Source organism: Burkholderia sp. AU39826, from assembly GCF_020419965.1.
GTDB classification, from domain to species: Bacteria; Pseudomonadota; Gammaproteobacteria; order Burkholderiales; family Burkholderiaceae; genus Burkholderia; species Burkholderia semiarida.
The window spans coordinates 62,287-88,066 of sequence record NZ_JAIZQG010000019.1; the positions used below are offsets into that span (position 1 = coordinate 62,287).

A 25,780-nucleotide genomic window follows, 5' to 3' on the forward strand; every position below is an offset into this window, starting at 1 on the left:
CGAATCGATTGATGAATCGATGGCATGCAACGGCGGCCGCCGTACGAGTCGCGGCCGCGGCCAAAACCGCGGAAGAACGTTCCGTCGCGATCGCGCCCGGAAGTGAAAAAACCTAGCAGTAACATGGTGTTACACCGATGCCGGCGACATAACACTTTTTGGCTCGACACGCTTTCCCCCCGCTCATAAATTACTGCTGAAAGCCTTGGGTCGGCCGAAAGGAGCCGACGGCGGGCGTCGATGGGCACGGAACGATGACGGAACGGGTGAAACGGAAGATCGGACGATGGGTGGCAGGCGTGCTCGGCACGCTGCTGATGCCGCTCGCGCTCGCCCAGCCTCCCCACGGCGGTCACGGGTTCGGCAGCCACGGCTTCGGCGGCGGCGACATGCGCGCGTACGGTCAGCCCGCCGGCGGCGCGCCGGTGTGGCGTCGCGTGCCGCCGTCTGCCGGCGTGCGTCCCGGCGGCGTGAGCGGCGCGGGCTCCCGCTGGGGGCTGCGCCCGACACCGTCGTACGGCCATTACGCCGCGCAAAGCCCGTATCGGCCGATCAACGCCGAAGTCCGCCAGATGCCGCGCCCGCCGGGCGGCGGCAACGTCCCGCTGCGAGCCGGCTCGATCCGCGCCGACGTCGCGCGCTACAACGAGGAGCGCGGCGGCCGCCCGATGCCGCCGCCCCGCTCGCAGGAAGAGCCTGCGCACTCGCCGTTTTTCTCCCCGTTCTACCGAAACTGAGCGCCCCGGCGCTCGTCCCCTTGCCGGCTGATGCGAATTCGCCACAGTCGCGCGCAGATTCCCGCTGATTTTCCCGCCGCATTGCGCTATCTTTCGCGCCCGGCACGCCATGCCGCGCCGCCGCCCGCCCGTGCGACCGCGTTCGTGCCGGGCCGCCGCCGTGCGTGCGGCCATGGATACCTGCCGCGAAGTTAATGCCGACGCTATACCCGCAATAAGCGTGCGCAATTTTGACCGGACGAATGATCCGTAAAGATGGCTGCGCCCCATACGACGCAAGCACTCGGCTCCATACAACAACGCTCGCGCCACTTATCGACTATTCGACAAAACCTGGAGATCCCATGAAAGCATTCGCCCGCCGTGCGTCGCGCACGTCCGTCAAGCTGATCGCCGCAGCCGCCTGTGTGGCGGCTGCCGCACCCGTCCATGCGCAGTCGAGCGTCTCGCTCTACGGGCAGGTTGACGAATGGGTCGGCGCCACCAAGTTCCCGGGCGGCGATCGCGCGTGGAACGTGTCGGGCGGCGGCATGTCGACGTCGTACTGGGGCCTGCACGGCGCCGAGGATCTCGGCAGCGGCTACCAGGCGATCTTCACGCTGGAGAGCTTCTTCCGTGCGCAGAACGGCCAGTACGGCCGCTTCCAGGGCGACACGTTCTTCGCGCGCAACGCATACGTCGGCATCAGCTCGCCGTACGGCACGGTGACGGCGGGCCGCCTGACGACGCACCTGTTCCTGTCGACGATCCTGTTCAACCCGTTCTACGACTCGTACACCTTCTCGCCGATGGTGTATCACGTGTTCCTCGGCCTCGGCACGTTCCCGACCTATCCGAGCGACCAGGGCGCGGTGGGCGATTCGGGCTGGAACAACGCGCTGGGTTACACGTCGCCTTCGTTCGGGGGCCTGAACTTCGGCGCGATGTACGCGCTCGGCAACCAGGCCGGCGACAACCGTTCGAAGAAGTGGAGCGCGCAGTTCAACTACGCGAACGGCCCGTTCGCGGCGACCGCCGTGTATCAGTACGTGAACTTCAACAACGGCCCGCAGGACCTGAGCGCGCTCGTGACCGGCATGAAGAGCCAGGGCATCGCGCTGGTCGGCGCCACCTACGACCTGAAGCTCGTGAAGCTGTTCGGCCAGTACATGTATACGAAGAACGACCAGGTCGCGGGCAGCTGGCACGTGAACACCGCGCAGGGCGGCGTGTCGGTGCCGATCGGCGTGGGCAACGCGATGGCGTCGTATGCGTACTCGCGCGACGCGGGCGGCCTCGACCAGACGCGCCAGACCTGGGCCGTCGGCTACGACTATCCGCTGTCCAAGCGTACCGACGTCTACGCGGCCTACATGAACGACCACATCAGCGGCCTGTCGACCGGCAACACGTTCGGCGCCGGCATCCGCGCGAAGTTCTGACGCGCACGCGCGATCGGTGCGCCGGCCGCGCGTCAATCGCGCGTTTCGGCTGCATGTTTTCCTGCCCGTCATTTTCAGTCCGAAGCGGCGCCGCCACCCGCGGCGCCGTTTTGCCTTTCTTGACCTTTCTGTTTCCCCGCCTTTGTTACCCTATCTCGTAATTGGTCGATTTCCCGGGATTGCGAGCTAGTTCGATGGATACCCTCGTCAGCATGAATGTGTTTCGCTACGTCGTCGAAGTGGGCAGCTTCGTCGGCGCGGCGGAGCGCATGCAGATGTCGGCGGCGATGGCGAGCAAGCACGTGATGCACCTCGAGCAGCAGCTCGGCGCCCGGCTGCTGCATCGCACGACACGACGCGTCGCGCCGACCGAGGCGGGACGCGAATACTACGAGCGCCTCGTGCAGGCGCTGTCCGAACTCGACGAAGCCGGGCAGGCCGTCGGCGCCGCGAGCGTGGTGCCGCAGGGCCGGCTGCGCGTGACGTCGCTGTCCGCGTTCGGGCTGCGGCACGTGATGCAGGCCGTCACCGATTATGCGGGCCGGTTCCCGGACGTGACCGTCGACATGACGCTGTCCGATCGCGTGGTCGACCTGATCGAGGAAGGCTACGACGTCGCGGTGCGCGCGGCGCCGAACGGATTGAAATCGTCGTCGCTGGTCGCGCGCCAGATCGCGACCGCGCACATCCTGCTGGTCGCGTCGCCTGCGTATCTGGAGAAGCACGGCACGCCCCGGACGATCGCCGATCTCGCGAATCACAACTACCTGCGGCGCGATTCGAATTCGACGATGCTCGATTCGCTGGTGATCGACGCGGCCGCCGCGTCGCGCGTGAGCCTGAACGGCAACCTGATCGTGAACCATCTCGAAGGGCTGCGCGCGGCCGTGCTCGCCGGCGCGGGCATCGCGCTGCTCGGCACCGAAGTGGTCGGCGACGACATCGAAGCGGGCCGGCTCGTGCCGGTGCTGCTCGATTCGGTGCCGCCGCACGAGGCGCCGATCTATGCGGTGTACGCGAGCCGTCGCCACGTGTCCGCGAAGGTGCGCTCGTTCGTCGACTTCCTCGCCGCGCGTTTCGAAGGGCAGTCGCTGTGCCCGTCGATCGAATCGCGCCTGCGCGTGCTGCCGATCACGCGGATGAAGCGCGCGGGCTGAGCCGCGTCGTTCCGCCGCGGCGGGACAATAAAAAAGCGCGAACCGCTGCGGTTCGCGCTTTTTTCGTTGGGGCGACGATCTCGCGCCAATGGCGGCCGATGGCGGCCACCACGGCCGCCGCATCCGTCAGCGCGGGATGCCGAGCCGCGCCTTCGCGTCGTCGTACTCGCGCTTGAGCCGCTCGACGAGCGCAGCCACGCTCGGCAGATCGTCCATCAGGCCGACGCCCTGGCCGGCGCCCCAGATGTCCTTCCATGCCTTGGTCTTGTCGCTGCCGAAATTCATCTTGGTCTTGTCGGATTCCGGCAGCGCGTCCGGATCGAGGCCAGCCTTCTCGATGCTCTCGCGGATGTAGTTGCCGTGCACGCCCGTGAAGAGGTTCGTGTAGATGATGTCCGACGATTTCGCGTTCAGGATCGCGTGCTTGTAGTCGTCGATCGCGTGCGCTTCCTGCGTCGCGATGAAACGCGTGCCCATGTACGCGAAGTCGGCGCCCATCGCCTGCGCGGCGAGGATCGAGCCGCCGTTCGCGATCGAGCCGGACAGCACGATCGGGCCGTCGAAGATCTTGCGGACTTCGCCGACCAGCGCGAACGGCGACGTCGTGCCCGCGTGGCCGCCGGCGCCGGCCGCGACGAGGATCAGCCCGTCGACGCCCGCCTCGAGCGCCTTCTGCGCGTGGCGCAGGTTGATCACGTCGTGCAGCACGATGCCGCCGTAGCCGTGTACCGCGTCGACGATCTCGCGCGCCGGTGCGCGCAGGCTCGTGATGAAGATCGGCACCTTGTGCTCGACGCACACGCGCACGTCGTGCTCGAGCCGTGCATTCGACTGGTGGACGATCTGGTTGACCGCGATCGGGCCGATCACCGCGTCGGGATGTTTCGCCTTGTGCTCGGCGAGTTCCGACTGGATTTGCGTGAGCCACTCGTCGAGCAGTTCGGCCGGGCGCGCATTGAGCGCGGGGAACGAACCGACGATGCCCGCCTTGCATTGCGCGAGCACGAGTTCGGGGTAGCTGACGATGAACATCGGCGACGCGATGACGGGGAGCGTCAGGTTCTGCAGGACGGTGGGCAATGCCATGTGATGTCTCCAGTCTCCGGGGGCGTGGCGGTCGAACGGTGATTCGAGTGTAGCCGCGGAACGCATTCGGTCATATTAATACGAACGGTCGTGCGATTCTACGCGAGCTTAGCAAAAGGCGCGGTGGGCCGGCAATCGAGTGAGTGTTCTCTTTCTACGGTTTCGGGTGGTGACCTCGCTGTGAAGACGCGCCGGCACTTTTAAAATAGCCGCCATAACAAACCAACGAGAAACAAACCATGTCGTTTGACGCGTTTGCATCGTTTCGCGTGACGGTGCAGGACACCGACATCTTCGGTGTCAAAGGAGGCGCAGGGCCGCCGCTGCTGTTGCTGCACGGCCATCCGCAGACCCACATGATCTGGCATCGCGTTGCCGCGACGCTCGCGAATCACTTCACGGTGATCGCCACCGACCTGCGCGGCTACGGCGCATCGGGCCGGCCGCCGAGCGACGCGCGGCACGCGCCGTATTCGAAACGGGCGATGGCGGCGGACCAGGTCGCCGTGATGCGGCATTTCGGCTTCGAGCATTTCCATGTGTGCGCGCACGATCGCGGCGCGCGGGTCGCGCACCGGCTCGCGCTCGATCACGCGGATGCCGTCGAGCGGATGATGCTGCTCGACATCGCGCCGACGCTCGCGATGTACGAGAAAACCGATCGCGCGTTCGCGACCGCGTATTTCCACTGGTTCTTCCTGATCCAGCCCGAGCCGCTGCCCGAGACGCTGATCGGCGCGCATACCGATGCGTACGTCGAACGCGTGATGGGCAACCGGTCGGCCGGGCTGGCGCCGTTCGCGCCCGAGGCGCTCGACGCGTACCGGGCGGCGCTCGCGCAGCCGGGCGCCGTGCATGCGATGTGCGAGGACTACCGCGCGTCGGCGACGATCGATCTCGAGCACGACCGTGCGGACCTCGAACGCGGCAACAAGGTCGCGTGCCCGCTGCGCGTGCTGTGGGGCGAGCACGGCGTCGTCGGCCGCTGCTTCGATCCGCTCGACGAGTGGCGTCGCGTCGCGCGCGACGTCAGCGGCCGCGCGCTCGACTGCGGGCACTACATTGCGGAAGAGGCGCCGGCCGCGCTGATCGACGAACTGCTCGCGTTCTTCGAGGCGCGCGACCCAGCCGCGTGACGGGCTGGGCGGCGCGCGCCGCCGGCGGCCCGATGGTGCGCGCCGCGGCTCAGCGGTGCGCGTGGTCGTCTTCGACGAGCGGCGGCAGGCGGCGCGGCACGGGCGTCGATTTCACGATCGCGGTGCTCGTCTCCGCGCGCTCCGTCACCTTCGACAGGATGTCGTCGAGGTGCTCGATCGTGCGCAGGTAGAGCCGGCAGATGAAGCAGTCGTCGCCGGTCACCTTGTCGCATTCGACGAATTCGGGAATCCGCCGCAGCAATTCCTCGACCAGATGCAGTTGGCCCGGCAGCGGCTTCACGCGGACGATCGCCTGCAGCGTGTAGCCGAGCGCACGCGGGTCGAGCTCGACGGTGAATGCGGCGATCACGCCTTGCGCCTCGAGCCGCCGCACGCGGTCGGCCGTGGCGGGCGCCGACAGCCCGATCTGCCGCGCGAGTTCGCTGGTCGCGATGCGGGCGTCGTCGGCCAGCGCGGCGACGATTGCACGGTCGGTCGCGTCGAGCGACGCGACGGCGGGCGGGGAAAGGCGTTTCGGCATGATCGCTTTGCTTTCGAAGGTCAATCGGCTGATTCGCTTCAGTTTAGCCGTGGTTTCAGCGAAAGCAAGTTTCTAGAATCGAACTCATCCAAGCTCTTCAACGGAGTTCCTGATGGCCTCGAATGAAATTCGCCGCGGCGCCGCCGAGATGATCGTCGCGATGCTGATGTCCGGCACGATCGGCTGGCTCGTGATGTCGTCGCAGCAGCCGCTGACCAATGTCGTGTTTTTCCGCTGCGTGTTCGGCACGGCGACGCTCGCGATCGTCTGTGCGGCGTTCGGCTTCCTGCGCCGCTCGCTGTTCTCGCCGCGGATGCTCGTGCTCACGACGCTCGGCAGCCTCGCGATCGTCGCGAACTGGCTGCTGCTGTTCGCCGCGTATTCGCGCGCGTCGATCTCGATGGCGACCGCCGTCTACAACACGCAGCCGTTCATGCTGGTCGCGCTCGGCGCGATCGTGTTCCGCGAGCGGATCACCGTGTCGACGCTCGCGTGGCTCGCGCTCGCATTCGCCGGGCTCGTGTTCGTGGTGCGCGTCGAACCGGCCGTGCTCGCGGTGCCCGGCGAATACCTGGAAGGGGTCGCGCTGTCGCTCGGCGCGGCGTTCCTGTACGCGATCTCGTCGATCATCACGAAGCACCTGAAGGGCACGCCGCCGCATCTGCTCGCGCTGCTGCAGGTCGGCCTCGGCATCCTGCTGCTCGCGCCGTTCGCGCACTTCGACACGTTGCCGGCGACGGCCGGGCAATGGGCCGACCTGATCGTGCTCGGCATCGTCAACACGGGGCTGATGTACGTGCTGCTGTACGGCGCGGTCCAGAAGCTGCCGACCGCGATGACGGGCGCGCTGTCGTTCGTCTATCCGGTCGTCGCGATCGCCGTCGATCGCGTCGCGTTCGGGCAGACGCTCGCCTGGACGCAGGTATTCGGCGCGCTGCTGATCCTGCTCGCGGCGGCCGGCGTGAACCTCGGCTGGCGCATCGTGCCGGCCCGTCGCACGGCGGTCGGCAACTGAAACGGTCAGAGGATTCGGCGCGGCGGCGCGCTCACGCCGCGGCGCGTCGAATGCGCGTGTCGCGAGTGAAGCGTGCCTGCGGAATGACGTCGCGCGGACGCCGTGCGCGTGCGCGAAAAGCGCTGTAAGAAGTTGTAGGGAAACACCCGATGCGATGCGGCCGCGTCGCTCGTATGATGCGGGCTGTGACGTTGATCACGTTCACAGGATTCCGATCTCGACGCCGTTCGCCCGTGAGGCTGAACGGCTTTTTTTTATGTCTCGCTGCCCGCGATCAGGCGCCGCCGCGCGTCGAGCTGCGCGAGCAGCGCGCGTCTCGCGTCGTCGTCCGACGTACGCCATCCCTTGATCTCGCCGCGCGTGCGCAGGCAGCCCGCGCACCAGTCGGTGCGCGGATCGATCCGGCAGACGTCGGTGCACGGCGACGCGACCGTCGCGACCGGCATCGTCGCGTCGCTCATGCGGGCTCCCGCAACGCGACGTCCGCGACGGGCGCGCCCGTCAGCGACACGAGCTCGTGCGGCGACAGGTTGAACACCGCGTGCGGATGGCCGGCGGCGGCCCACAGGCTGTCGAGCGCGAGCAGGTCGGCGTCGATCAGCGTGACGGGTTCGACCAGATGGCCGATCGGGCAGACGCCGCCGATCGCGTAGCCGGTGTTGTCGCGCACGAACTTCGCATCCGCGCGGCCGACCGGGCCGACCTGCGCGGCGACCTTCCTTTCGTCGACGCGGTTGACGCCGCTCGCGACGACGAGCACGGGCGCGTCGTCGGCCTGCCGGCGAAACAGGATCGACTTCGCGATCTGCGCGACCGAGCAGCCGAGCCCGGCCGCGGCCTCGGCCGACGTCTTGCCGGTTTCGGCGAGCATCACGATGCCTTTCGCATGGCCGCGCTCGCGCAGCAGCAGCGCGACGCGTCGCGCGGAATCGGGCAGGGAATCGAATGAAGCGGGTGTCGTCATGTTGGAGAATCCGTGGAGTGGCGCGATCAGGCGCAGTTCGCGGCGTCGGCCGCGCTCTGCGCCTTGGCGAGCAGTGCACGACCGGCGCGCGACACGTTCGCGCGGCCGATCGCGTTGGAGATGAAGTCGCCTGCGGCGACGACCTGCGCGAGATCGATGCCGGTCTCGATGCCGAGGCCCTGCATCAGGTACAGCACGTCCTCGGTCGCGACGTTGCCGGTCGCGCCCTTCGCGTACGGGCAGCCGCCGAGGCCCGCGACCGACGCGTGGAAGATCTCGATCCCTTCGAACAGCGCCGCGTAGATGTTCGCGAGCGCCTGGCCGTAGGTATCGTGGAAATGGCCCGACAGGCGTTCGCGCGGGAACACGCGCGTCACCGCCGCGAGCACTTCGCGCGTGCGCTTCGGCGTGCCGACGCCGATCGTGTCGGCGATGTCGATCTCGTCGCAGCCGAGCGCGGCGAACCGCTCGACGACGTCGACGACCGACGCCACCGGCACCTCGCCCTGGTACGGGCAGCCGAGCGCGCACGACACGCTGCCGCGCAGCCGCAGGCCCGCATCCTTCGCGGCCTTCGCGACGGGCTCGAAGCGCGCGATGCTCTCCGCGATGCTGCAGTTGATGTTCCGCTGCGAGAACGCCTCGCTCGCCGCGCCGAAGATCACGACTTCGTCCGCGCGGGCGGCGAGCGCATGCTCGAAGCCCTTCAGGTTCGGCGTGAGCACCGAGTACACGGTGCCCGCGCGGCGCTCGATGCCGGCCATCACGTCGGCGCCGTCGGCCATCTGCGGCACCCATTTCGGCGACACGAACGACGCGGCCTCGACGTTGCGAAAACCGGCGCGCGACAGCCGGTCGACGAGCGCGATCTTCACGTCGGTCGGCACGAAGGTCTTCTCGTTCTGCAGGCCGTCGCGCGGGCCGACTTCGACGATCTTGACGGCGGTGGGGAACGTCATGGTTGTCTCCTGGTTTCTCTTTGTGGCGGAATTCAGTAGCCGCGTGCGTAGTCGACGATGCCGCTGACGGGCGCGCCGCGCTCGAACGCGCGGATCTTGCCGGCGATCTGCTCGACGGCTTCCGCGCGCAGCGTCTCGGCCGAGCTGTGCGGCGTGATCGTGACGCGCGGCGCGCGCCAGAACGGATGGTCGTCCGGCAGCGGTTCGTGCTGGAACACGTCGAGCGTGGCCGCGGCGACCTGGCCGCTCGCGAGCGCGTCGAGCAGGTCGGCTTCGACGAGATGCGCGCCGCGCGCGACGTTGACGACGTATGCGCCGCGCGCGAGCCGCGCGAATGCGCGCGCCGACAGGATGCCGTCGGTGTCGCGCGTGCTCGGCAGCAGATTGACGAGCACTTTCGCGCCGTCGATGCATGCGTCGAACGCGTCGTCGCCGGCGAACGTGGTGACGCCGTCGAGCTGCTTCACGCTGCGGCTATAGCCGCGTACCGGCAGGCCGAGTGCGGCGAGCGCGCGGGCGACCTGCGCGCCGAGCACGCCGAGCCCGAGGACGGCGACGGTGAAGCTTGCGCGCGCGTGCGGTTCGAGCGGCTGCCAGCGGCGTTCGCGCTGGAGCAGGTCGTATTCGTCGAAGCGGCGCAGGTAGCGCAGCACCGCGTGCGTCACGTATTCGACCATCTGCCGCGCCATGCCCGAATCTTCGAGCCGCACCAGCGGCACGTGCGCGGGCAGCGTGCCCGGATGGGCGTGCTCGAGCGCGAGCAGCGCATCGACGCCCGCGCCGAGGTTGAAGATCGCGCGCAGGCCGTCGCGCGGCGTGAAGAACTCGCGCGGCGCGCGCCATACGAGCGCGTAGTCGGCGGCGGCCGTATCGCCCGGCTGCCACGCGCGCAGTTCGGCTTCCGGCAGCGCCCGCGCGATCTCGTCGCGCCAGGCGCCGGCTTCCTGATGCGGTGAATGGAACAGGATCTTCATTGCGTGGCGGCGCGCGCGCCGGCGAGGCGCGTCACGGGAACGGCGAGCGAAGCCGGGCGCGGCGCGCCGGCGGACATGGCGGACATCGGGCGACTCCTGACGGCCGGCCCGGCGCGTCGGCGCGGGGACGGTTCCGTGTGAAGCTGACGGGAAGCCCACATTCTACGGTTTCGCCGCACATTGCGCCGCCGCACGGAGCGTGCGGCCGATGCGGGCCGTCGTCGCGCGGTGGCCGGGCCGCCGCCGGTCGTGGCCCCGCGCAAAAGCAAAGCACAAAATATTGGTTCGGTCGCCGCGGACCCGACGCCACAATCGAACCTCGTGTTCAAGCAAGCGAGGGCAATCATGCGCGCATGCAGCAAATCGGCGTGGCCGCCGCGGCTCGTCACCGTTCCGGGCCTGCACGGCAGCGAAGGCGCCCACTGGCAGACGTGGCTCGAGCGGCAGTTCCCGCGCTCGTTGCGCGTCGAGCAGCACGACTGGGACGCGCCCGATCTCGCGGGCTGGGCGCAATCGGTGCGCGCGCTGCTCGATCGCGAGCGCGGCCCGTTCGTGCTCGCCGCGCACAGCTTCGGCTGCCTCGCGGCCGCGCATGCGCTCGCGCAGTGGCCGCACGTGGGCGATGTGGCGGGCGTGCTGTTCGTCGCGCCGGCCAGCCCGAAGAAATTCACGTTTGCCGGACCGTTCGACGCGCGCCGGCTCGCGGTGCCGTCGATCGTGATCGGCAGCGAGACCGATCCGTGGATGCCGCTCGCCGATGCGCGCGCACTCGCGCAGCGCCTGGGCAGCGCGTTCGTGAACCTCGGCGACGCCGGGCACATCAACACGGCGGCCGGCTTCGGGCCGTGGCCGCGCGCGAAGTACTTCATCGACACGCTCGTGCATTGCGCGGCGCCGCTGCGCTTTCGCGACGCGGACGACGGCTTCGAGGCCGCGCGCGTCGACCGCGCGCTCGCGCACGCGGTCTGACGCGCAGGCCGCGCGGTGGCTGTCGCGCCTACGGCGCGGAAACGGGCCTGACGGCGGCCGGGGCCGAACAGCGGCGCGGCCATGCTCGACACGGCCCGCGAAGCGGCGCGGCATGCCGTTCACGCCGCCATCCACCGTGTCGTCATGCCGGTGGCGGCGCGACGCGAGCGCCCACCGCTCTCCCCGAGCGGTACCGACTCCTGTCAGGCGACAGCGGGATCAGCCCGGCATCGACGCGGCGGCGCTCGACGCGGCCGCGTTCGTGGCGGGCTTCGCATCGTCGTCGTCATCGGGCGGGTAGTGCACGACGGGCGGCGCGAGCGGTGCGGCATCCGACGCGGCGGCGTTCGCGGTCGCGTCGCTGTTGAACGCGCTGGCGGCGCCGTTCGATGCGCCGGCCTGCGGCGCGGCGGCGTCGGTCGCGTTGGCGTCGTGCGGTGCGTCGTCGCTGCAGGCGGCGGCGAACACGGCGGCACACAGAACGACGGCGACGAAAACGCGACGCATGACTTCTCTCCTGGCAGGCTGATCGGGAAACGTTTTCGAGTATGCCGCCGCGATGCGACGTTTCGGTGAATCGTTTGCGATTCCGGCGGGGTCGCGACATGTTTTCGTCACGCTGACCGGCTGCCTTCGCGGTAATCGGCCGCGGCGTGCATGGCGGAATTTTCCAGCGAACGCGGATGCTGCGCGCATTTACACGGCGCGCAACGCCGCGGCCCGGCCGTGGCGAGGCGGACGCCATGCGCGGCACGGCACATGCGGCCGGCAATTTGTGACCGATGCGTTGCCGGTCACGTCAAAAAATCCGGGCGTTATTGCCGCTTCGTCAGCGAACGGCCAGCCGTGCGCCAGCGCGGCGTCATGGACGCGCAGTCACCGACGCCCCGGCCCGTTTGCCGCCCGGTGCGCGCCACGAGGCGGGGCCGGCATTGCACATGGGCGCTGCTCCCCCCGTTTCGCGGCACCGGAATTGCTCGTTGCGCGATGCGCGTGCCGCCCGCGCCGCCCTCCGGGCGCGGGCGGCACATCCGCGTCCATCAACCATGGAGCGAGCAGAAGTCATGTCCAGCGATCGATCCGATTCTCCGTCCGCCGAGCCGGCGCGCGACGCCGCCGCGGCGCCGCGCGGGCCCGGCCATTCAGCGGCGGCGCCGTCGCCGCACGATACGCCGCCCAGCGCCGCGCGGCGCCGCTTCCTGCAATCCGCGGCGGCTGCCGCGACCGTCAGCGCCGCCTCGCACGTTCATCCGCAGCCGCCGCACGCGGCAGCCGCACCGGCCGCGCCCCGCCGCGATTCGGTGCCGGCGCGGCCCGTGCATCTCGACATCAACGGGCGTGCGTACACGCTGCAGCTCGAACCGCGCGTCACGCTGCTCGACGCGCTGCGCGAATACGCCGGCCTCACGGGCGCGAAGAAGGGCTGCGATCGCGGGCAGTGCGGCGCATGCACGGTGCTCGTCGACGGGCGGCGCATCAACGCATGCCTGACGCTCGCGGTGATGCACGAAGGCGAGCGGATCACGACCGTCGAAGGGCTGGCGCGCGGCGGCGAGCTGAGCCCGGTGCAGCGCGCGTTCGTCGAACACGATGCGTTCCAGTGCGGCTATTGCACGTCCGGCCAGCTCTGCTCGGCGACCGCGCTGCTCGACGAGTTCGCGGCGGGCGCCGGCAGCGCCGCCACCGACGACGTGCGGCGCCGCCCCGCGCATCTGTCGGACGACGAGATCCGCGAGCGCATGAGCGGCAACCTGTGCCGCTGCGGCGCGTACCCGAACATCGTCGCCGCCGTGCGCGCCGCGCATGCGGCGCATGGCTAGCGGCGGAGGGCACCGCAATGGAAGCGATCTCCTACGAACGCGCGATGGACGTCGCCGGCGCCGTGCGCGCGGCGCAGCGGCCCGGCACGGCCTTCATCGGCGGCGGCACGAACCTGCTGGACCTGATGAAGGGCGGCGTCGCGCGGCCCGTCGCGCTCATCGACATCACGCGCATCGCGGGCCTCGACGCGGTCGATGCGCTGCCCGACGGCGGCCTGCGCATCGGCGCGCTCGTGCGCAACAGCGATGCGGCCGATCATCCGCGCCTGCGCGCCGACTATCCGCTGCTGTCGCAGGCGCTGCTCGCCGGCGCGTCCGCGCAATTGCGCAACATGGCGACCGTCGGCGGCAACCTGATGCAGCGCACGCGCTGCCCGTATTTCTACGATCCCGCGTTCGCGCAGTGCAACAAGCGCGAGCCGGGCAGCGGCTGCGCGGCGATCGGCGGCCACAACCGGATGCACGCGATCCTCGGCGCGAGCCCGCAGTGCGTGGCGGTGAACCCGTCGGACATGAGCGTCGCGCTCGCCGCGCTCGACGCCGTCGTGCAGGTGAGCGGCCCGCGCGGCGCGCGGCAGATTCCGATCGCGTCGTTCCACCGCTTGCCGGGCGATCGTCCCGATCTCGACACGACGCTCGAACCGGGCGAGCTGATCACCGCGGTGGACTTGCCGCCGCCGCGCTTCGCCGACCATGCGCACTATCTGAAAGTGCGGGACCGCGCGAGCTACGCGTTCGCGCTGGTGTCGGTCGCCGCCGCGCTGCGGATGGACGGCCCGCGCATCGCCGATGCGCGGATCGCGCTCGGCGGCGTCGCGCACAAGCCGTTGCGCGCGACGGTCGCGGAGCAGCATCTCGCCGGGCACGCGTTGAGCGATGCCGCGCTGAATGAAGCGGCATCGCTCGCGCTGCGCGACGCAACGCCGCTCGATGGCAACGGCTTCAAGGTCGCGCTCGCGCAGCGCGCGATCGTGCGTGCGGTGAAGACCGCCGCCGGACCGACCGGAGGTACCGCATGAACACGCTGACCGGACAGCCGCTCGACCGCGTCGACGGCGGCCTGAAGGTGACGGGCGGCGCGCACTACGCGGCCGAGTTCCCCGATACGCGGCTTGCGCACGCGGTGCTCGTGACGAGCACGATCGCATCCGGCCGCATCGAATCGATCGACACGGCGCGTGCGCGCGCGATGCCCGGCGTGCTGCTCGTGATCACGCACGAGAACGCGATGCGGCTGCCCAACGGCGGCCGGCCGCCGCTGTCGCCGCCCGCGGGGCGCCGGCTCACGCTGTTGCAGGACGACACGGTGCGCTACAGCAACGAACCCGTCGCGGTCGTCGTGGCCGAAACGCTCGAGCAGGCGACCGACGCCGCGCATGCCGTGCAGGTGCGCTATCGCGCGGGCGATGCCGTAGTGGATTTCGCGCACGCGAAGCGCGGCGCGCGCGTGCCGCCGAAGCAGCAGGGCCGCGCGATGGACACGCAGCGCGGCGACGTCGATGCCGGCTTGCGCGAAGGCGCGGTGTGCGTCGACGCAACCTATACGACGCCGATGCAGCACCACAACCCGATCGAGCCGCACGCGACGATGGCGCGCTGGGACGGCCCGACGCTCACGCTGCACGATGCGACGCAAGGCGTGTCGGGCGCGAGCACGGCCGTGGCCGCCGTGTTCGGCATCGCGCCGGAACACGTGCGCGTGATTTCGCCGTTCCTCGGCGGCGGCTTCGGCTGCAAGGGTTCGTCGTGGTCGCACGTGTCGTTGTGCGCGATGGCGGCGAAGCAGGTGGGGCGCCCGGTCCGGCTAGCGCTGACGCGGCCGCAGATGTTCGGCCCGGTCGGCGGGCGGCCGTTCACCGAACAGCGCGTCGTGCTGGCCGCCCGTCGCGACGGCAAACTGACCGCGATGCGCCACGACACGATCGCCACCACGTCGACGTTCGAGGACTGGATGGAGATGTGCGGGATGCCGTCGCGGATCATGTACGCGGTGCCGAACCACGCGACCACGCACCGGATCGTGTCGCTGAACGTCGGCACGCCGACGTTCATGCGCGCGCCCGGCGAAGCGTCCGGCTCGTTCGCGCTGGAATCGGCGATGGACGAGCTCGCATGGCAACTCGGCATGGACCCGGTCGCGCTGCGGCTTGCGAACTACGCGGAGGTCGATCCGCAGGACGGCAAGCCGTGGTCGAGCAACGAGCTGCGCGCGTGCTACGAGGTCGGCGCGCGGCGCTTCGGCTGGTCGCGCCGCACCGGCGCGCCGCGCACGATGCGCGACGGCGACACGCTGATCGGTCTCGGGATGGCGGCCGCCACGTATCCGGCGAACCGCAGCGAAGCGTCCGCGCGTGCGCGCATCCTGCCGGACGGCACGGCCGAAGTCGCGTCGGGCACGCAGGACATCGGCACCGGCACCTACACGGTGATGACGCAGGTCGCGGCCGACGCGCTCGGTTTCGCGCCGCGGAACGTGCGCTTCGCGCTCGGCGATTCCAGCCTGCCGCGCGCGCCGGTATCGGGCGGCTCGCAGTCGGCCGCGAGCGTGGCGCCCGCCGTGCGCGAGGCCGCGCTGCAGGCGCGTGCGAAGCTGATCGCGCTGGCGATCGCCGATCCCGGCTCGCCGCTGCACGGCGCCGCGGCCGACGACGTGACGGTCGACAACGGCTGGGTCGTGCATCGCGGCGAGCCGTCGCGGCGCGATCCGGCCGCGGCGGTGATCGCGCGTGCGGGCGGCCAGCCGATCGACGCGCAGGCGACGGCGAAGCCCGGCGACGAGAAGTCGCGCTATGCGTCCCATTCGTTCGGCGCGGTGTTTGCCGAAGTGCACGTGGACGCCGAGCTCGGCACGATTCGCGTACCGCGCATCGTCGGCGTCTACAGCGTCGGCAGCCTGCTCAACGCGAAGACCGCGCGCAGCCAGTTGATCGGCGGGATGGTGTGGGGGCTCGGCACCGCGCTCGAGGAAGGCTCGCATCTCGACGTGCGGCACGGCCGCTTCACGAACGCGAATCTCGCCGAATACCACGTGCCCGTCAACGCGGACATCGGCGAGCTCGACGTGAGCTTCGTCGACGAAAGCGACACGCATTTCAATCCGCTCGGCATTCGCGGCATCGGCGAGATCGGGATCACCGGCGTGCCGGCCGCGATCGCCAACGCGGTCTATCACGCGACCGGCGTGCGCGTGCGCGATCTGCCGATCACGCTCGACAAGGTGGCGATGCCGGTGCGCGCGTGAGCGCCGGCGTCAGCGCCGCGGCGTCCTGCGCCGCACTTCGCTGCGCAGCCAGTCGAGCCACGTGCGGATCGCCGCTTCGCGGGGATGGCCGGGGCGCCACACGACGTAGTGCGCATACACGTCGGTGATGCGCACGCTCGACACACGCACGAGCGTGCCGCTCGCGAGTTCGGGCTCGATCAGCGAGCGGCGCGCGAGCGCGACGCCGCGGCCTTGCAGCGCCGCGGCGATCAGCGCGTTCGCATCGGTGAAGCGCGGTGCGCGCGCGGATTCGGTCAGGTCGAGCCGCGCGGCCTGGAACCACGGTTCCCACGGTTGCGCGGGATGGCGCAGCAGCGTCGCGCGCACGAGATCGGCCGGCGCGCGCGGGGCGACGCCGTCGCGATTGCGGTACGCGGGGCTCGCGACCGGAAAGATCGTCTCGTTCATCAGCTTCTCGGCGACCACACCGGGCCACGTGCCGGGCCCGTAGCGCAGCGCGACGTCGATGCGGTCGCGCTTGCGCAGCGGCGCGAGCGCCACGTCCGGATGCAGCACGATCGAGATGTGCGGATGCGCGGCCGAGAAACGCGCCAGGCGCGGCGCGAGCCAGCGCTCGGCGACGCTCGGCAGCACGCTCACGTTCAGCGTCGCGTCGCAGGTGCGCGGGCGGCGGCGCACCGCCAGCGCCGGCTCGAACGCGCGTTCGAGCACGCTCAGGCCCTGGCGCACCTGCAGCGCGAGCGCGTGCGCGGCGTGCGTCGGCGTCGCGCCGTTGCGTTCGCGCGTGAACAGCGGATAGCCGAGCTGCGCCTCGAGCGCGCGGATGTGCTGGCTGACCGCGCCTTGCGTGAGCGCGAGCTCGTCCGCCGCGCGCGTGAAGCTCTGCAGCCGCACGGCGGCTTCGAACGCGCGCAGCGTCTGCAGCGGAGGGAGATGGATGCGTCGCATGCGGGTATTAGTAACACTAATGCTCGAGCACGACAATTCATCGTTTGCCGCGTGCCGGCATGCGTTCCTACACTCGGTTCCGTCTTCCACAGCCCCGTCGGGCCCCACCGCCATGAACGCCTATCGTCTCTATCTTTCGCCGGGCGCCTGCTCGCTCGCCGCTCACATCGCGCTGGAGGAAACCGGCGCGCCGTTCGACGTCGAGATCGTCTCCGTGAAGCAGCGGCAGAACCTCGAAGCGCGCTACCTCGCGATCAACGCGAAGGCGCGCGTGCCCGTGCTCGCGATTCCGGGCGAGCCGCGCGTGCTGACCGAAACGCCGGCGATCCTCACGTATCTCGCGCGCCGCTATCCGGACGCGCAATTGCTGCCGCTCGACGATCCGCTGCGCGAGGCGCGCTGCCACGAATGGCTCGCCTGGCTGGTCGGCTGGGTGCACGGCGTCGGCTACGGCGCGCTGTGGCGGCCGGGCCGTTTCATCGACGATCCGGCGCTGCACGGCGCGATCAGCGCGCATGGGCGCAGCACGATCGAGGCCGCGAACGCGTCGATCGAAGCCCTGCTGGCCGACGGCCGCACGTGGGCCGAGCCGGGCGCGCATTCGATCGTCGATCCGTTCCTGCTCGTGCTGTATCGCTGGGGCGTCGCGATCGGGCTCGACATGACGCGGCATCCCGCATGGACCGCGCATGCGCAGCGCGAGGCCGGACGGCCGGCCGCGCGGCGCGCGCTGGCGCGCGAGGCCGCGCAAGCGACCTGAGCGGCCGACGCGGGCCTGACGCGCTGCTCCGGCGTTTCGGTCGCGCGTTCGTTCGGACCGCGAAGTTCGGACGTGTCCAATTGCGGTGTCGACGCCATTCCATTTAAATGAGAATCATTATCATCAATGGAATGGAGTGAGCATGAGCAGTTGCATTTTGTCGAGCGCGACGCCGCCGCGTCGCGCGACCGCGTCCGTCGCGTTCGCGATGATCGCCTGTGCGGCCGCGCCGGCGTGCGCGGAAGAAGGCGAGCCGGGGCAGGCGCCGCACCTCGATCCGATCTTCGTTCGCGGCGCGCACGACGCAGGCTCGCGCGTCGATCGGTCGGGCTCGGCCAAATATGCGACGCCGCTGCTCGACGTGCCGCAGACGATCACCGTCGTGCCGCGCGCGGTGCTGGACGAACAGCAGGCGCTGAGCCTGCGCGAAGCGCTGTCGAACGTCGCTGGCATCACGTTCAACGCGGGCGAGGGCGGCGGGGGCTCGGGCGACAGTTTCAATATCCGCGGTTTCGGCGCGAACGCGAACATGCAGCTCGACGGGCTGCGCGACAGCGCGCAGAACAATCGCAGCGACCTGTTCAACATCGACGCGGTGGAGGTGATCAAGGGGCCGAACTCGGTGTTCGGCGGCGCCGGCACCACGGGCGGCTCGGTGAACCTGGTCAGCAAGACGCCGAAGGCCGGCGCGTTGACCGAAGCCGGCGCGGTGCTCGGCACGTCCGACTACCGCCGCGTGACGCTCGATACGAACCAGCCGCTGCCCGGCGCCGACGGCAAGGCCGCGTTCCGCCTGAACGCGATGGCGCACATCAACGACGTGCCGGGCCGCGACGACATCCGCAAGCGGCGCTGGGGCGTCGCGCCGTCGCTCGCGTTCGGCCTCGGCACGCCCACGCGCGTCACGCTCGGCTATTTCCACCAGTACGACAACAACCTGCCCGACTACGGGCTGCCTGCGCGCGACGGGCAGGTGCTGGCCGGCGTGTCGCGCGACAGCTACTTCGGCTGGCGCAATCTCGATCGCGAACGCATCATGTCCGACACGTTCACCGTCAAGGCCGAGCACGACGTGTCGCCGCACCTGAAGGTGCAGAACCTGAGCCGCTACACGCACCTGAATCGCGATACGGTGGTGTCCGCGTCGCACGTGAATCTGCAGGGGCTGCCGCCGGGGCGCTACAAGCCGGCCGGGCCGCAGGGCTACGGCCGCGATGCGTCGACGGCGATGTGGGCGAACCAGACCAACGTCACGAGCGAATTCGCGACGTTCGGCATCGGGCACACGCTCGTCACGGGCTTCGAAATTTCGCGGGAAACGTACGGTCGCACCACGTATTCCTACGGGCTCGACCGTTTCTATCCGGCCAACGGTTTCGCGCTCGCCGCGCCGCCCGGCGTGTGGCTCGGCCCCGCGAAGCGCGAGAACAGCGCGCGCAGCGATACCGAGCTCATCGTGAAGGCGCTGTACGCGTTCGACACGCTCTCGCTCGGCCGCTACTGGGACATCGACGTCGGGCTGCGGCACGACTGGATCGACGGCTGGGCCGAAAGCACGCCGGCCGGCAAGCCGACCGAGCGCGCGGCGAGCGGCGACCGCCATCTGAGCACGCGCGCGGGGCTCGTGTTCAAACCGACGGAGAACGGCCGCGTGTATTTCTCGTACGGCACGTCGTTCAATCCGTCCGCCGAATTTCTCGTGAGCAACGGCTCGGGCCTCAACGCGGCGACCGAGTCGCTCGCGCCCGAGAAAAACGAGAGCTTCGAGCTCGGCACGAAATGGGAAGGGCTGGCCGGCATCGCGCTGAACGGCGCGCTGTTCCAGACCGAGAAGAAAAACGCGCGCGAGCGCATGGCCGACGGCAGCTACGCGCTCGTGGGCCGGCAGCGCGTGCGCGGCATCGAGCTCGGCGCGGCCGGCAAGGTGACGCCGCAGTGGGACGTGTTCGCGAATTACACGTACCTGGCGAGCGTCACGCTCAGTTCGCCGGCCACGCCGCGCCGCGATGGGCAGGCACTCGGCAACACGCCGCGGCACGCGCTCAACCTGTGGACGACCTATCGGCTGCCGGCAGGCTGGACGATCGGCTACGGCTCGCACTTCGTCGGCCGGCGCAACGTGACGTCCGAAGGCGGCAGCCAGCTCGGCGCGTATTGGGTGCACAACCTGATGGCCGGCTACGAAGTGAACCGCCGGCTGCGTTTCCAGCTGAATATCGACAACCTGTTCGACCGCGCGTATGTCGAGCGCGTGCGGCAGGTGTTGGGAAGCGAGTCGCGATCGTCGGCCGTCGAGTTCGGCGACGGCCGTTCGGCGATGCTGTCGGCCGTGTACAAGTTCTGACCGTCTCGCGCACGCTGCCGCGAACGTTGCCGCGTCGGCCCGCTATCGCGCGAACAGCGGGTAGGTCGCGGCGGCGATCAGCGCGGTCGCGAGCCACACCACGCTCCACGAACTGACGGCCAGCAGCGGCGGAATCGCGAGCGGCGTCGCGAACAGCCCGAGATACACGACCGTATTCGCCATCCCGAGCGCGGTGCCGGCGTGGTTCGCACCCGCGAGCGTTGCGAGCTCGGTGTACGCGACGCCGTGCCACGCCGATACGCAGATTCCAGCGAACACGAGAATCGCGACGATGGCCGCGAGCGGCACGTGCGGGCTGCCGGCCGTCGCGGCCGCGAGCAGCGCGAACGATCCGGCCGCGACGCACACCGACCCGCGCAGGTACGCACGCCGGTTGCCGTACCGGTCGGTATGGCGGCCGCTCCACACGCGCATCACCATTGCGCCGACCTGCAGCGCGACCATTGCCGCACTGATGCCGGCGAGGCCGAGCCGGCCGAAATCGTGCAGGAACACGGTCGCGAACGTAAGCACCGCGAACTGCGGGGCGCACAGCGCGCCGATGCCGAGCACGATGCGCCACACGCGGCCGCTCGCGAGCGGGCTGCGCATCGGTGCGGCCGGCGATGGCGGCGCGAGGGGACGGCCTGCGGTGACGGGCGTCGCAGCCGGCGCATCGGGCGGCTCGTGCAGCCAGCGCCACGTCAACGCGGCCGAGCCGGCGCACAGCAGCATCAGCGCGCCGTACACCGCGGCGAAGCCCGCATGCGACGCAAGCGACGGCAGCAGCGCCGCGCCGAGGCCGCCGCCGAGCGGCACGGCCGTCTGGCGGATGCTCATCGCGAGCCCGCGCTCGCGCTCGCCGAACCAGCGCATCACCGCACGTCCGCTCGAGCCGTTCACGCTGCCGCCGAGCAGGCCGACGCAGCACATGGCCGCGACGACCCGCATCAGCGGCGGCACCGCGTGCGCGGTCGGGACGATCGTGCCCACCATCAGCGCGAGCATCGCGGCCGTCGCGACGAGCCCGGTCAGCAGCACGCGGCGGTCGCCGAAGCGGTCGGCGGCGATTCCCCACGGCAGCTCGGACAGCGCGACGCCGAACCCGAGCGCGCCCAGCACGAGGCCGAGCGCGCCGTTGTCGAGGTGATACGCGGCGCGCATCCACACGGCCGTGGTCGGGATGCCGGCCGCGGCGGCCGAAAAGCTCATGTTCGCGGCGACGCCGGCGGCCAGCACGCGCCAGCGATGGGCTGGCCCGCGCCCGTCGCGGGCAGGCGAAGAGGGGGAAGCGATGCACGAGGTGTCCATGACGGCAGGCCCGGTTCGAAGTTGACGTCCACAGTCTGGCGGCCTACATTCATCCTGAAAATCGGAAAGTTTTTGATGAATCGTTCGATAAATCAGGATGGTTGAGATGGTCGGACAAGACACTTCGCGCGATGGCGGCGAGGCCGTCGCGGGCGCCGATGCCGCGCTCGCGCGGCCCAACTTCGACGTCGCGGCGTTGCGCAGCCTCGTCGCGGGCGTGGATCTCGGCAGTTTCGCGAAGGCGGCCGATCGCGTCGCGCGCTCGTCGTCGGCGGTGAGCGCGCAGATCCGCAAGCTCGAGGAGCAGGCCGGCACGCCGCTGTTCGTGAAGGCCGGGCGCGGGCTCGCGCTGACCGACGCCGGCGACGCGATGCTGCGCTACGCGCGGCGGATGATCGAGCTGAACGACGAGGCGGCCGCGGCCGTGCGCGGCGTGAATCTCGACGGCTGGGTACGGGTCGGGTTGCAGGAGGATTTCGGTGAAGCGATCCTGCCCGACGTGCTCGGGCGCTTCGCGCGCGCGCATCCGAAGGTGAAGATCGAGGCGCGCGTGGCGCGCAACGCCGATCTGCTCGACCGGCTCGATGCGAACCAGCTCGATCTGGCGCTCGTATGGGGCGATCCGGCGTCGGCGGCGCTCGTGTCGCGGGCGGGGATCGACAGCGAAGCGATCGCGCACGTGCCGATGCAGTGGATCGGCGCGGCGGGCGGTGGTCTCGGCGTGCCGGATGGCGGCGGGGACGCGGGCGCGCGGGGCGGCGCGAGCGGCGGCGACGAAACGCACGATCGCGCCGTGCGCGCGGCGGGCGAGCCGTTGCCGCTCGTCGTGTTCGACCGGCCGTGCCGGTTCTTCGGCGCGGCGACCGATGCGCTGGACCGCGCGGGCGTGCCGTGGCGCGTCGCGTTCACGACGCCGAGCCTGGCCGGGCTATGGGCGGCCGCGGCGGCCGGTCTCGGGCTCACGGTGCGCTCGCATTACGGGCTGCCCGCGTCGGTGCGCGGGCTCGATGCGGCGTCGTGCGGGCTGCCGGCGCTGCCGAGCCTGCCGCTGATCCTGCTGCGGCGTACGTCGTCGGCGACGCCGACGGTCGATCGGCTCGCGCGGATCGTCACGCAGGCGGTGCGGGGGGCGACGGAGGGGGCGGTGGCGGCGTGATTCCGGAGGCGGCGAGCTGGCCGGTGCCCGAGGCGCTGGACGTTCGGCCTATTGGTGCAACAGGGTGAATGTCGTAACAATGGCGGGTCACCCAATGGAGCCTGTCATGCAAGTTGCCACTCTCCCCGAAGCCGCGCTCGATCTCCAACGGCTTCTCGATGCCGCGATTGCCGGCGAGCGCGTCGTGATTACACAGAAAGGCAAGCAGGCGGTACGGCTCGTACCGCTCGAGCCGATTCACCCATACGGGGCGATGGAGGGAGAAGTCTGGATCGCTGACGACTTCGATGCGCCACTCCCCGACGATTTGTTGGACGCGTTCGAAGGTAAGTAATGCGGCTTCTGTTCGATACGCACATCTTTCTATGGATGGTTGCGAATAATCCGAAACTGAGCATGCGTGCGCGCAGCTTGATCGATTCGGCCGAGGAAGTATTCATCAGCAGCGCGAGCATCTGGGAAGTGGCGATCAAGGCCGGGAAGGGAAAGCTGGACGTCGACGTGGATCGTCTGGTCGACAAGCTGAGGGCCAGCAGATACCGCGAGTTGCCGGTCCGGGCCACGCACGGTGCTGCCGTGCGTCATTTGCCACCTCATCATGGCGACCCGTTCGACCGGTTGCTCATGGCGCAGGCGTGGTGCGAACCGTTGCTGCTCGTCACGGCCGACAGCCACCTTGCGCAGTATGGTGAGTCTCAAATTCTGACAGTCTGAAACAGTTTAGAGAGCGAAATTCTGCGCCGTTGCGATAGCCGGCATCGATGCTTCAAGCGCTGCGCGGATCCGGGCGAGTTTCTCCCGCAACCCCTCGCTCGCCGGCACGAACGGCAGCCGCAACCCGTCCTCGCACCATCCTTGCGCGGCGAGCACGGCCTTCACCGGCGCCGGGTTCGGTTCCGCGAACAGCGCCGCGACGAGCGGCTGCAGCGCGACCGACAGGCGCCGCGCGTCGGCGAGCCGCCCGTCGCGCAGCCACGCGTGGATCCGCACGTGCCATTCGGGCAGCACGTGCGCGCTGCTCGCGATCGCGCCGTGCGCGCCCGCGCACATCGCCGCGAAGTTCTGGTTGTCGTCGCCGGACAGGATCGCGAGCGGCGTGTCGTGCACGAGCCGGCTCATCCGGTCGAGCGTGCCGCCGCATTCCTTGATGCCGGCGACGCGCGAGTCGCGCGCGAGCGCCTGCAGCGTGTCCAGTTCGACGTTCACGCCCGTGCGGTACGGGATGTTGTAGACGAGCACCGGCAGGTCGGCCGCGTCGACGATCGCTTCGACATGGCGGCGGATGCCGTCCTGCGTCGGCCGCACGTAGACGGGCGGCGTGACGAGCAGCCCGTCGGGGCGCAGCGCCGCGAGTTCGCGCGCGCGGGCGGCCGCGAAGTGCGTCGCGCTCGCGGTCAGCCCGACGACGATCGGCAGCCCGGGCGCCGCGTCGCGCAGCGTCGCGAACACCGCGTCCTGTTCGCGCGCGTCGAGCAGCACGCCTTCACCGGTCGTCGCCCCCGCGACGAAACCCGCGATGCCGGCGCCCGCATAGTGGCGCGCGAGCCGCGCGAGCGCCGCATGGTCGACCTCGCCGCGGTGGAACGGCGTGATGATCGGCAGCCAGATACCTTCGAAACGTGTGTTCATGCAAAGCCTCATGGTGGAAACGGAGTGGGAAGGAACCGTTCCGCCGGCGGCGTGCCGGAGCGAGGCGTGCATGCAAGGAGAAAGAAACGACCTGCGGGCATCCCGTCCGGCATTCGCCTGACGGGACGCGACGTCCCCGTCAGTCGAGGAGTCGTTTTTTCAGTTTCAGCCCGGCCGCGCGCGCACCTGCCGCGACGGCGGCGAGGATCGAGGGCGAGCGCAGGGTAGCGGACATGGATGAACCGTGAATGGGCTGAGCGGCGATCTTAACACCGGAGCGGCGGCGCGCGCGAGCCGCGGCCGCCGTTTAGCAGAATTCGAGATTTGCTTTCCACGACTGATTGGAAGGCGCGCTGCGGCCGGCCGCTAGAATGCCCGCTTACGTTTCGATGACAGCACGTACGCGTACGGTCACGCACATTCACCACCACTGGAAACGGGGCATATCACGATGGCAAGCATCAAGGGGATCGGCCGCTGGCTGCACACGGGCGCGGCGGCGGCGCTGGTCGTGGCGGCGACGGCCGCGCACGCGGACACGTCGATCCTGAACGTGTCGTACGACGTGACGCGCGAGCTGTACAAGGACATCAACGCGAGCTTTGCCGCCGCCTACAAGCAAAAGACGGGCGAGACGGTCACGATCAAGCAGTCGCACGGCGCGTCGAGCGCGCAGGCGCTGTCGGTGCTGCAGGGGCTGCAGGCCGACGTCGTGACGATGAACCAGCCGAACGACATCGACCTGCTCGCCGAGCGCGGCCAACTGCTGCCGAAGGACTGGCGCGCGCGCTTCCCGGACAACAGCTCGCCGTACTCGACGACGATGGTGTTCCTCGTGCGCAAGGGCAACCCGAAGGCGATCAAGGACTGGAGCGATCTCGCGAAGCCGGGCGTGCAGGTGATCATCGCGAACCCGAAGACGTCGGGCAACGGCCGCTATGCGTATCTCGCCGCGTGGGGCTTCCAGAAGCAGAAGGGCGCGACCGACCAGCAGGCGCTCGACTTCGAGAAGGCGATCTTCCGCAACGTGCCGGTGCTTGACTCGGGCGGCCGCGGCGCGACGACGACGTTCACGCAGCGCGGCATCGGCGACGTGCTCGTCACGTTCGAGAACGAGGTCGCGCTGATGGACACGGGCGCGTCGGGCGCGCAGTTCGACGCCGTGTATCCGTCGGCGAGCATCCTCGCGGAGCCGCCCGTCGCCGTCGTCGACAAGGTGGTCGACAAGAAAGGCACGCGCAAGGTCGCGCAGGCGTATCTCGACTACCTGTACACGCCGCAAGCGCAGGAGATCATCGCGCAGCACCATCTGCGCCCGCGCGACGCGACCGTGCTGAAGAAGCATGCGGCCGAGTTCAAGGCGCTGAAGACGTTCAGCGTCGAGCAGGTTTTCGGCAGCTGGGCGAACGCGCAGAAGACCCATTTCGCCGACGGCGGCACGTTCGACCAGGTAATCGTCGACCGCAAGTGAGCGCGGCGCGCGCCACGCGCGGGCTCGCATGACGACGCAGCCGGCCGCATGTGCGGCCGGTTTTTTTATGGCGGCGCGGCGGATTGCCGTGCCGAACCGGTCCGCATTCCCGGCCGCCGCCGCGCGTGCTACGCTCATCGCCTTCCTGCAACCGGCGCC

The 25,780-nt window shown here is 69.8% G+C and carries 25 protein-coding genes; 15 read left to right on the top strand and 10 right to left on the bottom strand.

Features of this window, described 5'->3' with window-relative positions; all coding sequences use genetic code 11:
• Nucleotides 1-254: 254 nt before the first annotated feature.
• The 3 genes from LGM42_RS25730 to LGM42_RS25740 all read left to right on the top strand — a co-directional run bounded on the left by LGM42_RS25730 (nucleotide 255) and on the right by LGM42_RS25740 (nucleotide 3,315).
• Nucleotides 255-737, top strand: coding sequence for a hypothetical protein (locus tag LGM42_RS25730; protein ID WP_060317111.1), 483 nt, complete (start codon nucleotides 255-257; stop codon nucleotides 735-737).
• A 344-nt stretch (nucleotides 738-1,081) separates the two neighbouring features.
• Nucleotides 1,082-2,158, top strand: a complete 1,077-nt coding sequence (locus LGM42_RS25735) for a porin (RefSeq protein WP_060317108.1) — start codon at nucleotides 1,082-1,084, stop codon at nucleotides 2,156-2,158.
• 194 nt (nucleotides 2,159-2,352) lie between these two features.
• The gene (locus LGM42_RS25740; protein ID WP_059576438.1) at nucleotides 2,353-3,315 is read left to right on the top strand and encodes a LysR family transcriptional regulator; all 963 of its coding nucleotides are present in this window, start codon (nucleotides 2,353-2,355) and stop codon (nucleotides 3,313-3,315) included.
• Between the two features lie 126 nt (nucleotides 3,316-3,441).
• On the opposite strand, the gene LGM42_RS25745 is transcribed toward LGM42_RS25740, so the two are convergent.
• Nucleotides 3,442-4,401, bottom strand: a complete 960-nt coding sequence (locus LGM42_RS25745; RefSeq protein ID WP_059576442.1) for an NAD(P)H-dependent flavin oxidoreductase — start codon at nucleotides 4,399-4,401, stop codon at nucleotides 3,442-3,444.
• 239 nt (nucleotides 4,402-4,640) lie between these two features.
• Between LGM42_RS25745 and LGM42_RS25750 the strand changes: the two genes are divergently transcribed.
• The gene (locus LGM42_RS25750) at nucleotides 4,641-5,537 is read left to right on the top strand and encodes an alpha/beta fold hydrolase (protein ID WP_226233638.1); all 897 of its coding nucleotides are present in this window, start codon (nucleotides 4,641-4,643) and stop codon (nucleotides 5,535-5,537) included.
• 49 nt (nucleotides 5,538-5,586) lie between these two features.
• Here the strand turns inward: LGM42_RS25750 and LGM42_RS25755 are convergent, their stop codons facing one another.
• Nucleotides 5,587-6,078, bottom strand: a complete 492-nt coding sequence (locus tag LGM42_RS25755; protein WP_050014344.1) for an Lrp/AsnC family transcriptional regulator — start codon at nucleotides 6,076-6,078, stop codon at nucleotides 5,587-5,589.
• A gap of 112 nt (nucleotides 6,079-6,190) precedes the next feature.
• On the opposite strand from LGM42_RS25755, the gene LGM42_RS25760 reads away from it, so the two are divergent.
• The gene (locus LGM42_RS25760; protein WP_226233639.1) at nucleotides 6,191-7,093 is read left to right on the top strand and encodes a DMT family transporter; all 903 of its coding nucleotides are present in this window, start codon (nucleotides 6,191-6,193) and stop codon (nucleotides 7,091-7,093) included.
• Nucleotides 7,094-7,347: 254 nt separating this feature from the next.
• On the opposite strand, the gene LGM42_RS25765 is transcribed toward LGM42_RS25760, so the two are convergent.
• From LGM42_RS25765 to LGM42_RS25780, 4 genes are read right to left on the bottom strand one after another with little or no spacing between them, the layout of a single operon-like run.
• Nucleotides 7,348-7,554 carry a DUF1289 domain-containing protein gene (locus LGM42_RS25765; protein WP_060317100.1) on the bottom strand — a complete coding sequence of 69 codons (207 nt, stop codon included), beginning with the start codon at nucleotides 7,552-7,554 and terminating at the stop codon, nucleotides 7,348-7,350.
• Nucleotides 7,551-8,057 (bottom strand): YbaK/EbsC family protein, encoded by a 507-nt coding sequence (locus tag LGM42_RS25770; protein WP_059641268.1) that lies wholly within the window; start codon nucleotides 8,055-8,057, stop codon nucleotides 7,551-7,553. The genes LGM42_RS25765 and LGM42_RS25770 overlap by 4 nt, the downstream gene beginning before the upstream one ends.
• Before the next feature lie 26 nt (nucleotides 8,058-8,083).
• Nucleotides 8,084-9,016 carry a hydroxymethylglutaryl-CoA lyase gene (locus LGM42_RS25775; RefSeq protein ID WP_104011836.1) on the bottom strand — a complete coding sequence of 311 codons (933 nt, stop codon included), beginning with the start codon at nucleotides 9,014-9,016 and terminating at the stop codon, nucleotides 8,084-8,086.
• A 32-nt stretch (nucleotides 9,017-9,048) separates the two neighbouring features.
• Entirely contained in the window at nucleotides 9,049-9,990 is a 942-nt protein-coding gene (locus LGM42_RS25780) for a 2-hydroxyacid dehydrogenase (RefSeq protein ID WP_226233641.1), read from the bottom strand.
• Nucleotides 9,991-10,335: 345 nt separating this feature from the next.
• On the opposite strand from LGM42_RS25780, the gene LGM42_RS25785 reads away from it, so the two are divergent.
• Nucleotides 10,336-10,959: an RBBP9/YdeN family alpha/beta hydrolase gene (locus LGM42_RS25785; protein WP_059576476.1), complete on the top strand. Its 624-nt coding sequence runs from the start codon at nucleotides 10,336-10,338 to the stop codon at nucleotides 10,957-10,959.
• A gap of 219 nt (nucleotides 10,960-11,178) precedes the next feature.
• On the opposite strand, the gene LGM42_RS25790 is transcribed toward LGM42_RS25785, so the two are convergent.
• Nucleotides 11,179-11,466 carry a hypothetical protein gene (locus LGM42_RS25790; RefSeq protein WP_226233642.1) on the bottom strand — a complete coding sequence of 96 codons (288 nt, stop codon included), beginning with the start codon at nucleotides 11,464-11,466 and terminating at the stop codon, nucleotides 11,179-11,181.
• 557 nt (nucleotides 11,467-12,023) lie between these two features.
• On the opposite strand from LGM42_RS25790, the gene LGM42_RS25795 reads away from it, so the two are divergent.
• The 3 genes from LGM42_RS25795 to LGM42_RS25805 are packed head-to-tail and all read left to right on the top strand — an operon-like array spanning nucleotide 12,024 to nucleotide 16,020.
• The gene (locus tag LGM42_RS25795) at nucleotides 12,024-12,779 is read left to right on the top strand and encodes a (2Fe-2S)-binding protein (protein WP_226233643.1); all 756 of its coding nucleotides are present in this window, start codon (nucleotides 12,024-12,026) and stop codon (nucleotides 12,777-12,779) included.
• A gap of 17 nt (nucleotides 12,780-12,796) precedes the next feature.
• Entirely contained in the window at nucleotides 12,797-13,798 is a 1,002-nt protein-coding gene (locus LGM42_RS25800; protein WP_226233644.1) for an FAD binding domain-containing protein, read from the top strand.
• The gene (locus LGM42_RS25805) at nucleotides 13,795-16,020 is read left to right on the top strand and encodes a xanthine dehydrogenase family protein molybdopterin-binding subunit (RefSeq protein ID WP_226233645.1); all 2,226 of its coding nucleotides are present in this window, start codon (nucleotides 13,795-13,797) and stop codon (nucleotides 16,018-16,020) included. The genes LGM42_RS25800 and LGM42_RS25805 overlap by 4 nt, the downstream gene beginning before the upstream one ends.
• Nucleotides 16,021-16,029: 9 nt before the next feature.
• Here the strand turns inward: LGM42_RS25805 and LGM42_RS25810 are convergent, their stop codons facing one another.
• A complete protein-coding gene (locus LGM42_RS25810; protein WP_226233647.1) occupies nucleotides 16,030-16,950 on the bottom strand; it encodes a LysR substrate-binding domain-containing protein in 921 nt (306 codons plus the stop codon).
• A gap of 112 nt (nucleotides 16,951-17,062) precedes the next feature.
• Here LGM42_RS25810 and LGM42_RS25815 point away from each other — a divergent pair, with 112 nt between their 5' ends.
• Together LGM42_RS25815 and LGM42_RS25820 are read left to right on the top strand one after the other, a co-directional pair.
• On the top strand, nucleotides 17,063-17,710 hold the full coding sequence (locus LGM42_RS25815) for a glutathione S-transferase family protein (RefSeq protein ID WP_226233649.1): 648 nt from the start codon (nucleotides 17,063-17,065) through the stop codon (nucleotides 17,708-17,710).
• A gap of 142 nt (nucleotides 17,711-17,852) precedes the next feature.
• Nucleotides 17,853-20,054, top strand: coding sequence for a TonB-dependent receptor (locus tag LGM42_RS25820; protein ID WP_226233651.1), 2,202 nt, complete (start codon nucleotides 17,853-17,855; stop codon nucleotides 20,052-20,054).
• A 42-nt stretch (nucleotides 20,055-20,096) separates the two neighbouring features.
• Here LGM42_RS25820 and LGM42_RS25825 read toward each other — a convergent pair whose 3' ends face one another.
• Nucleotides 20,097-21,365 (bottom strand): MFS transporter, encoded by a 1,269-nt coding sequence (locus LGM42_RS25825; RefSeq protein WP_226233653.1) that lies wholly within the window; start codon nucleotides 21,363-21,365, stop codon nucleotides 20,097-20,099.
• Between the two features lie 106 nt (nucleotides 21,366-21,471).
• On the opposite strand from LGM42_RS25825, the gene LGM42_RS25830 reads away from it, so the two are divergent.
• From LGM42_RS25830 to LGM42_RS25840, 3 genes are all read left to right on the top strand, one after another.
• Nucleotides 21,472-22,521, top strand: coding sequence for a LysR substrate-binding domain-containing protein (locus tag LGM42_RS25830; RefSeq protein ID WP_226233655.1), 1,050 nt, complete (start codon nucleotides 21,472-21,474; stop codon nucleotides 22,519-22,521).
• A gap of 106 nt (nucleotides 22,522-22,627) precedes the next feature.
• Nucleotides 22,628-22,855 (top strand): type II toxin-antitoxin system Phd/YefM family antitoxin, encoded by a 228-nt coding sequence (locus LGM42_RS25835; protein WP_060317144.1) that lies wholly within the window; start codon nucleotides 22,628-22,630, stop codon nucleotides 22,853-22,855.
• Nucleotides 22,855-23,235 carry a type II toxin-antitoxin system VapC family toxin gene (locus tag LGM42_RS25840; protein ID WP_226233657.1) on the top strand — a complete coding sequence of 127 codons (381 nt, stop codon included), beginning with the start codon at nucleotides 22,855-22,857 and terminating at the stop codon, nucleotides 23,233-23,235. Before LGM42_RS25835 ends, LGM42_RS25840 begins: the two co-directional genes overlap by 1 nt.
• 6 nt (nucleotides 23,236-23,241) lie before the next feature.
• On the opposite strand, the gene dapA is transcribed toward LGM42_RS25840, so the two are convergent.
• Nucleotides 23,242-24,150: a 4-hydroxy-tetrahydrodipicolinate synthase gene (dapA, locus tag LGM42_RS25845; RefSeq protein ID WP_226233659.1), complete on the bottom strand. Its 909-nt coding sequence runs from the start codon at nucleotides 24,148-24,150 to the stop codon at nucleotides 23,242-23,244.
• A 451-nt stretch (nucleotides 24,151-24,601) separates the two neighbouring features.
• Here dapA and LGM42_RS25850 point away from each other — a divergent pair, with 451 nt between their 5' ends.
• Nucleotides 24,602-25,621, top strand: coding sequence for a sulfate ABC transporter substrate-binding protein (locus LGM42_RS25850; protein ID WP_060317059.1), 1,020 nt, complete (start codon nucleotides 24,602-24,604; stop codon nucleotides 25,619-25,621).
• The last annotated feature ends 159 nt before the right edge of the window (nucleotides 25,622-25,780 follow it).

What these genes read in the sequence shown, in the direction of transcription:
- LGM42_RS25765 (WP_060317100.1), bottom strand. Translation starts at nt 7,554, where the DNA reads ATGAGCGACGCGACGATGCCGGTCGCGACGGTCGCGTCGCCGTGCACC.
- LGM42_RS25790 (WP_226233642.1), bottom strand. Translation starts at nt 11,466, where the DNA reads ATGCGTCGCGTTTTCGTCGCCGTCGTTCTGTGTGCCGCCGTGTTCGCC.
- dapA (WP_226233659.1), bottom strand. Translation starts at nt 24,150, where the DNA reads ATGAACACACGTTTCGAAGGTATCTGGCTGCCGATCATCACGCCGTTC.
- LGM42_RS25850 (WP_060317059.1), top strand. Translation starts at nt 24,602, where the DNA reads ATGGCAAGCATCAAGGGGATCGGCCGCTGGCTGCACACGGGCGCGGCG.
- LGM42_RS25815 (WP_226233649.1), top strand. Translation starts at nt 17,063, where the DNA reads ATGAACGCCTATCGTCTCTATCTTTCGCCGGGCGCCTGCTCGCTCGCC.
- LGM42_RS25785 (WP_059576476.1), top strand. Translation starts at nt 10,336, where the DNA reads ATGCGCGCATGCAGCAAATCGGCGTGGCCGCCGCGGCTCGTCACCGTT.
- LGM42_RS25745 (WP_059576442.1), bottom strand. Translation starts at nt 4,401, where the DNA reads ATGGCATTGCCCACCGTCCTGCAGAACCTGACGCTCCCCGTCATCGCG.
- LGM42_RS25755 (WP_050014344.1), bottom strand. Translation starts at nt 6,078, where the DNA reads ATGCCGAAACGCCTTTCCCCGCCCGCCGTCGCGTCGCTCGACGCGACC.
- LGM42_RS25825 (WP_226233653.1), bottom strand. Translation starts at nt 21,365, where the DNA reads ATGGACACCTCGTGCATCGCTTCCCCCTCTTCGCCTGCCCGCGACGGG.
- LGM42_RS25840 (WP_226233657.1), top strand. Translation starts at nt 22,855, where the DNA reads ATGCGGCTTCTGTTCGATACGCACATCTTTCTATGGATGGTTGCGAAT.
- LGM42_RS25835 (WP_060317144.1), top strand. Translation starts at nt 22,628, where the DNA reads ATGCAAGTTGCCACTCTCCCCGAAGCCGCGCTCGATCTCCAACGGCTT.
- LGM42_RS25780 (WP_226233641.1), bottom strand. Translation starts at nt 9,990, where the DNA reads ATGAAGATCCTGTTCCATTCACCGCATCAGGAAGCCGGCGCCTGGCGC.
- LGM42_RS25735 (WP_060317108.1), top strand. Translation starts at nt 1,082, where the DNA reads ATGAAAGCATTCGCCCGCCGTGCGTCGCGCACGTCCGTCAAGCTGATC.
- LGM42_RS25820 (WP_226233651.1), top strand. Translation starts at nt 17,853, where the DNA reads ATGAGCAGTTGCATTTTGTCGAGCGCGACGCCGCCGCGTCGCGCGACC.
- LGM42_RS25740 (WP_059576438.1), top strand. Translation starts at nt 2,353, where the DNA reads ATGGATACCCTCGTCAGCATGAATGTGTTTCGCTACGTCGTCGAAGTG.
- LGM42_RS25805 (WP_226233645.1), top strand. Translation starts at nt 13,795, where the DNA reads ATGAACACGCTGACCGGACAGCCGCTCGACCGCGTCGACGGCGGCCTG.
- LGM42_RS25800 (WP_226233644.1), top strand. Translation starts at nt 12,797, where the DNA reads ATGGAAGCGATCTCCTACGAACGCGCGATGGACGTCGCCGGCGCCGTG.
- LGM42_RS25730 (WP_060317111.1), top strand. Translation starts at nt 255, where the DNA reads ATGACGGAACGGGTGAAACGGAAGATCGGACGATGGGTGGCAGGCGTG.
- LGM42_RS25760 (WP_226233639.1), top strand. Translation starts at nt 6,191, where the DNA reads ATGGCCTCGAATGAAATTCGCCGCGGCGCCGCCGAGATGATCGTCGCG.
- LGM42_RS25795 (WP_226233643.1), top strand. Translation starts at nt 12,024, where the DNA reads ATGTCCAGCGATCGATCCGATTCTCCGTCCGCCGAGCCGGCGCGCGAC.
- LGM42_RS25750 (WP_226233638.1), top strand. Translation starts at nt 4,641, where the DNA reads ATGTCGTTTGACGCGTTTGCATCGTTTCGCGTGACGGTGCAGGACACC.
- LGM42_RS25770 (WP_059641268.1), bottom strand. Translation starts at nt 8,057, where the DNA reads ATGACGACACCCGCTTCATTCGATTCCCTGCCCGATTCCGCGCGACGC.
- LGM42_RS25775 (WP_104011836.1), bottom strand. Translation starts at nt 9,016, where the DNA reads ATGACGTTCCCCACCGCCGTCAAGATCGTCGAAGTCGGCCCGCGCGAC.
- LGM42_RS25810 (WP_226233647.1), bottom strand. Translation starts at nt 16,950, where the DNA reads ATGCGACGCATCCATCTCCCTCCGCTGCAGACGCTGCGCGCGTTCGAA.
- LGM42_RS25830 (WP_226233655.1), top strand. Translation starts at nt 21,472, where the DNA reads ATGGTCGGACAAGACACTTCGCGCGATGGCGGCGAGGCCGTCGCGGGC.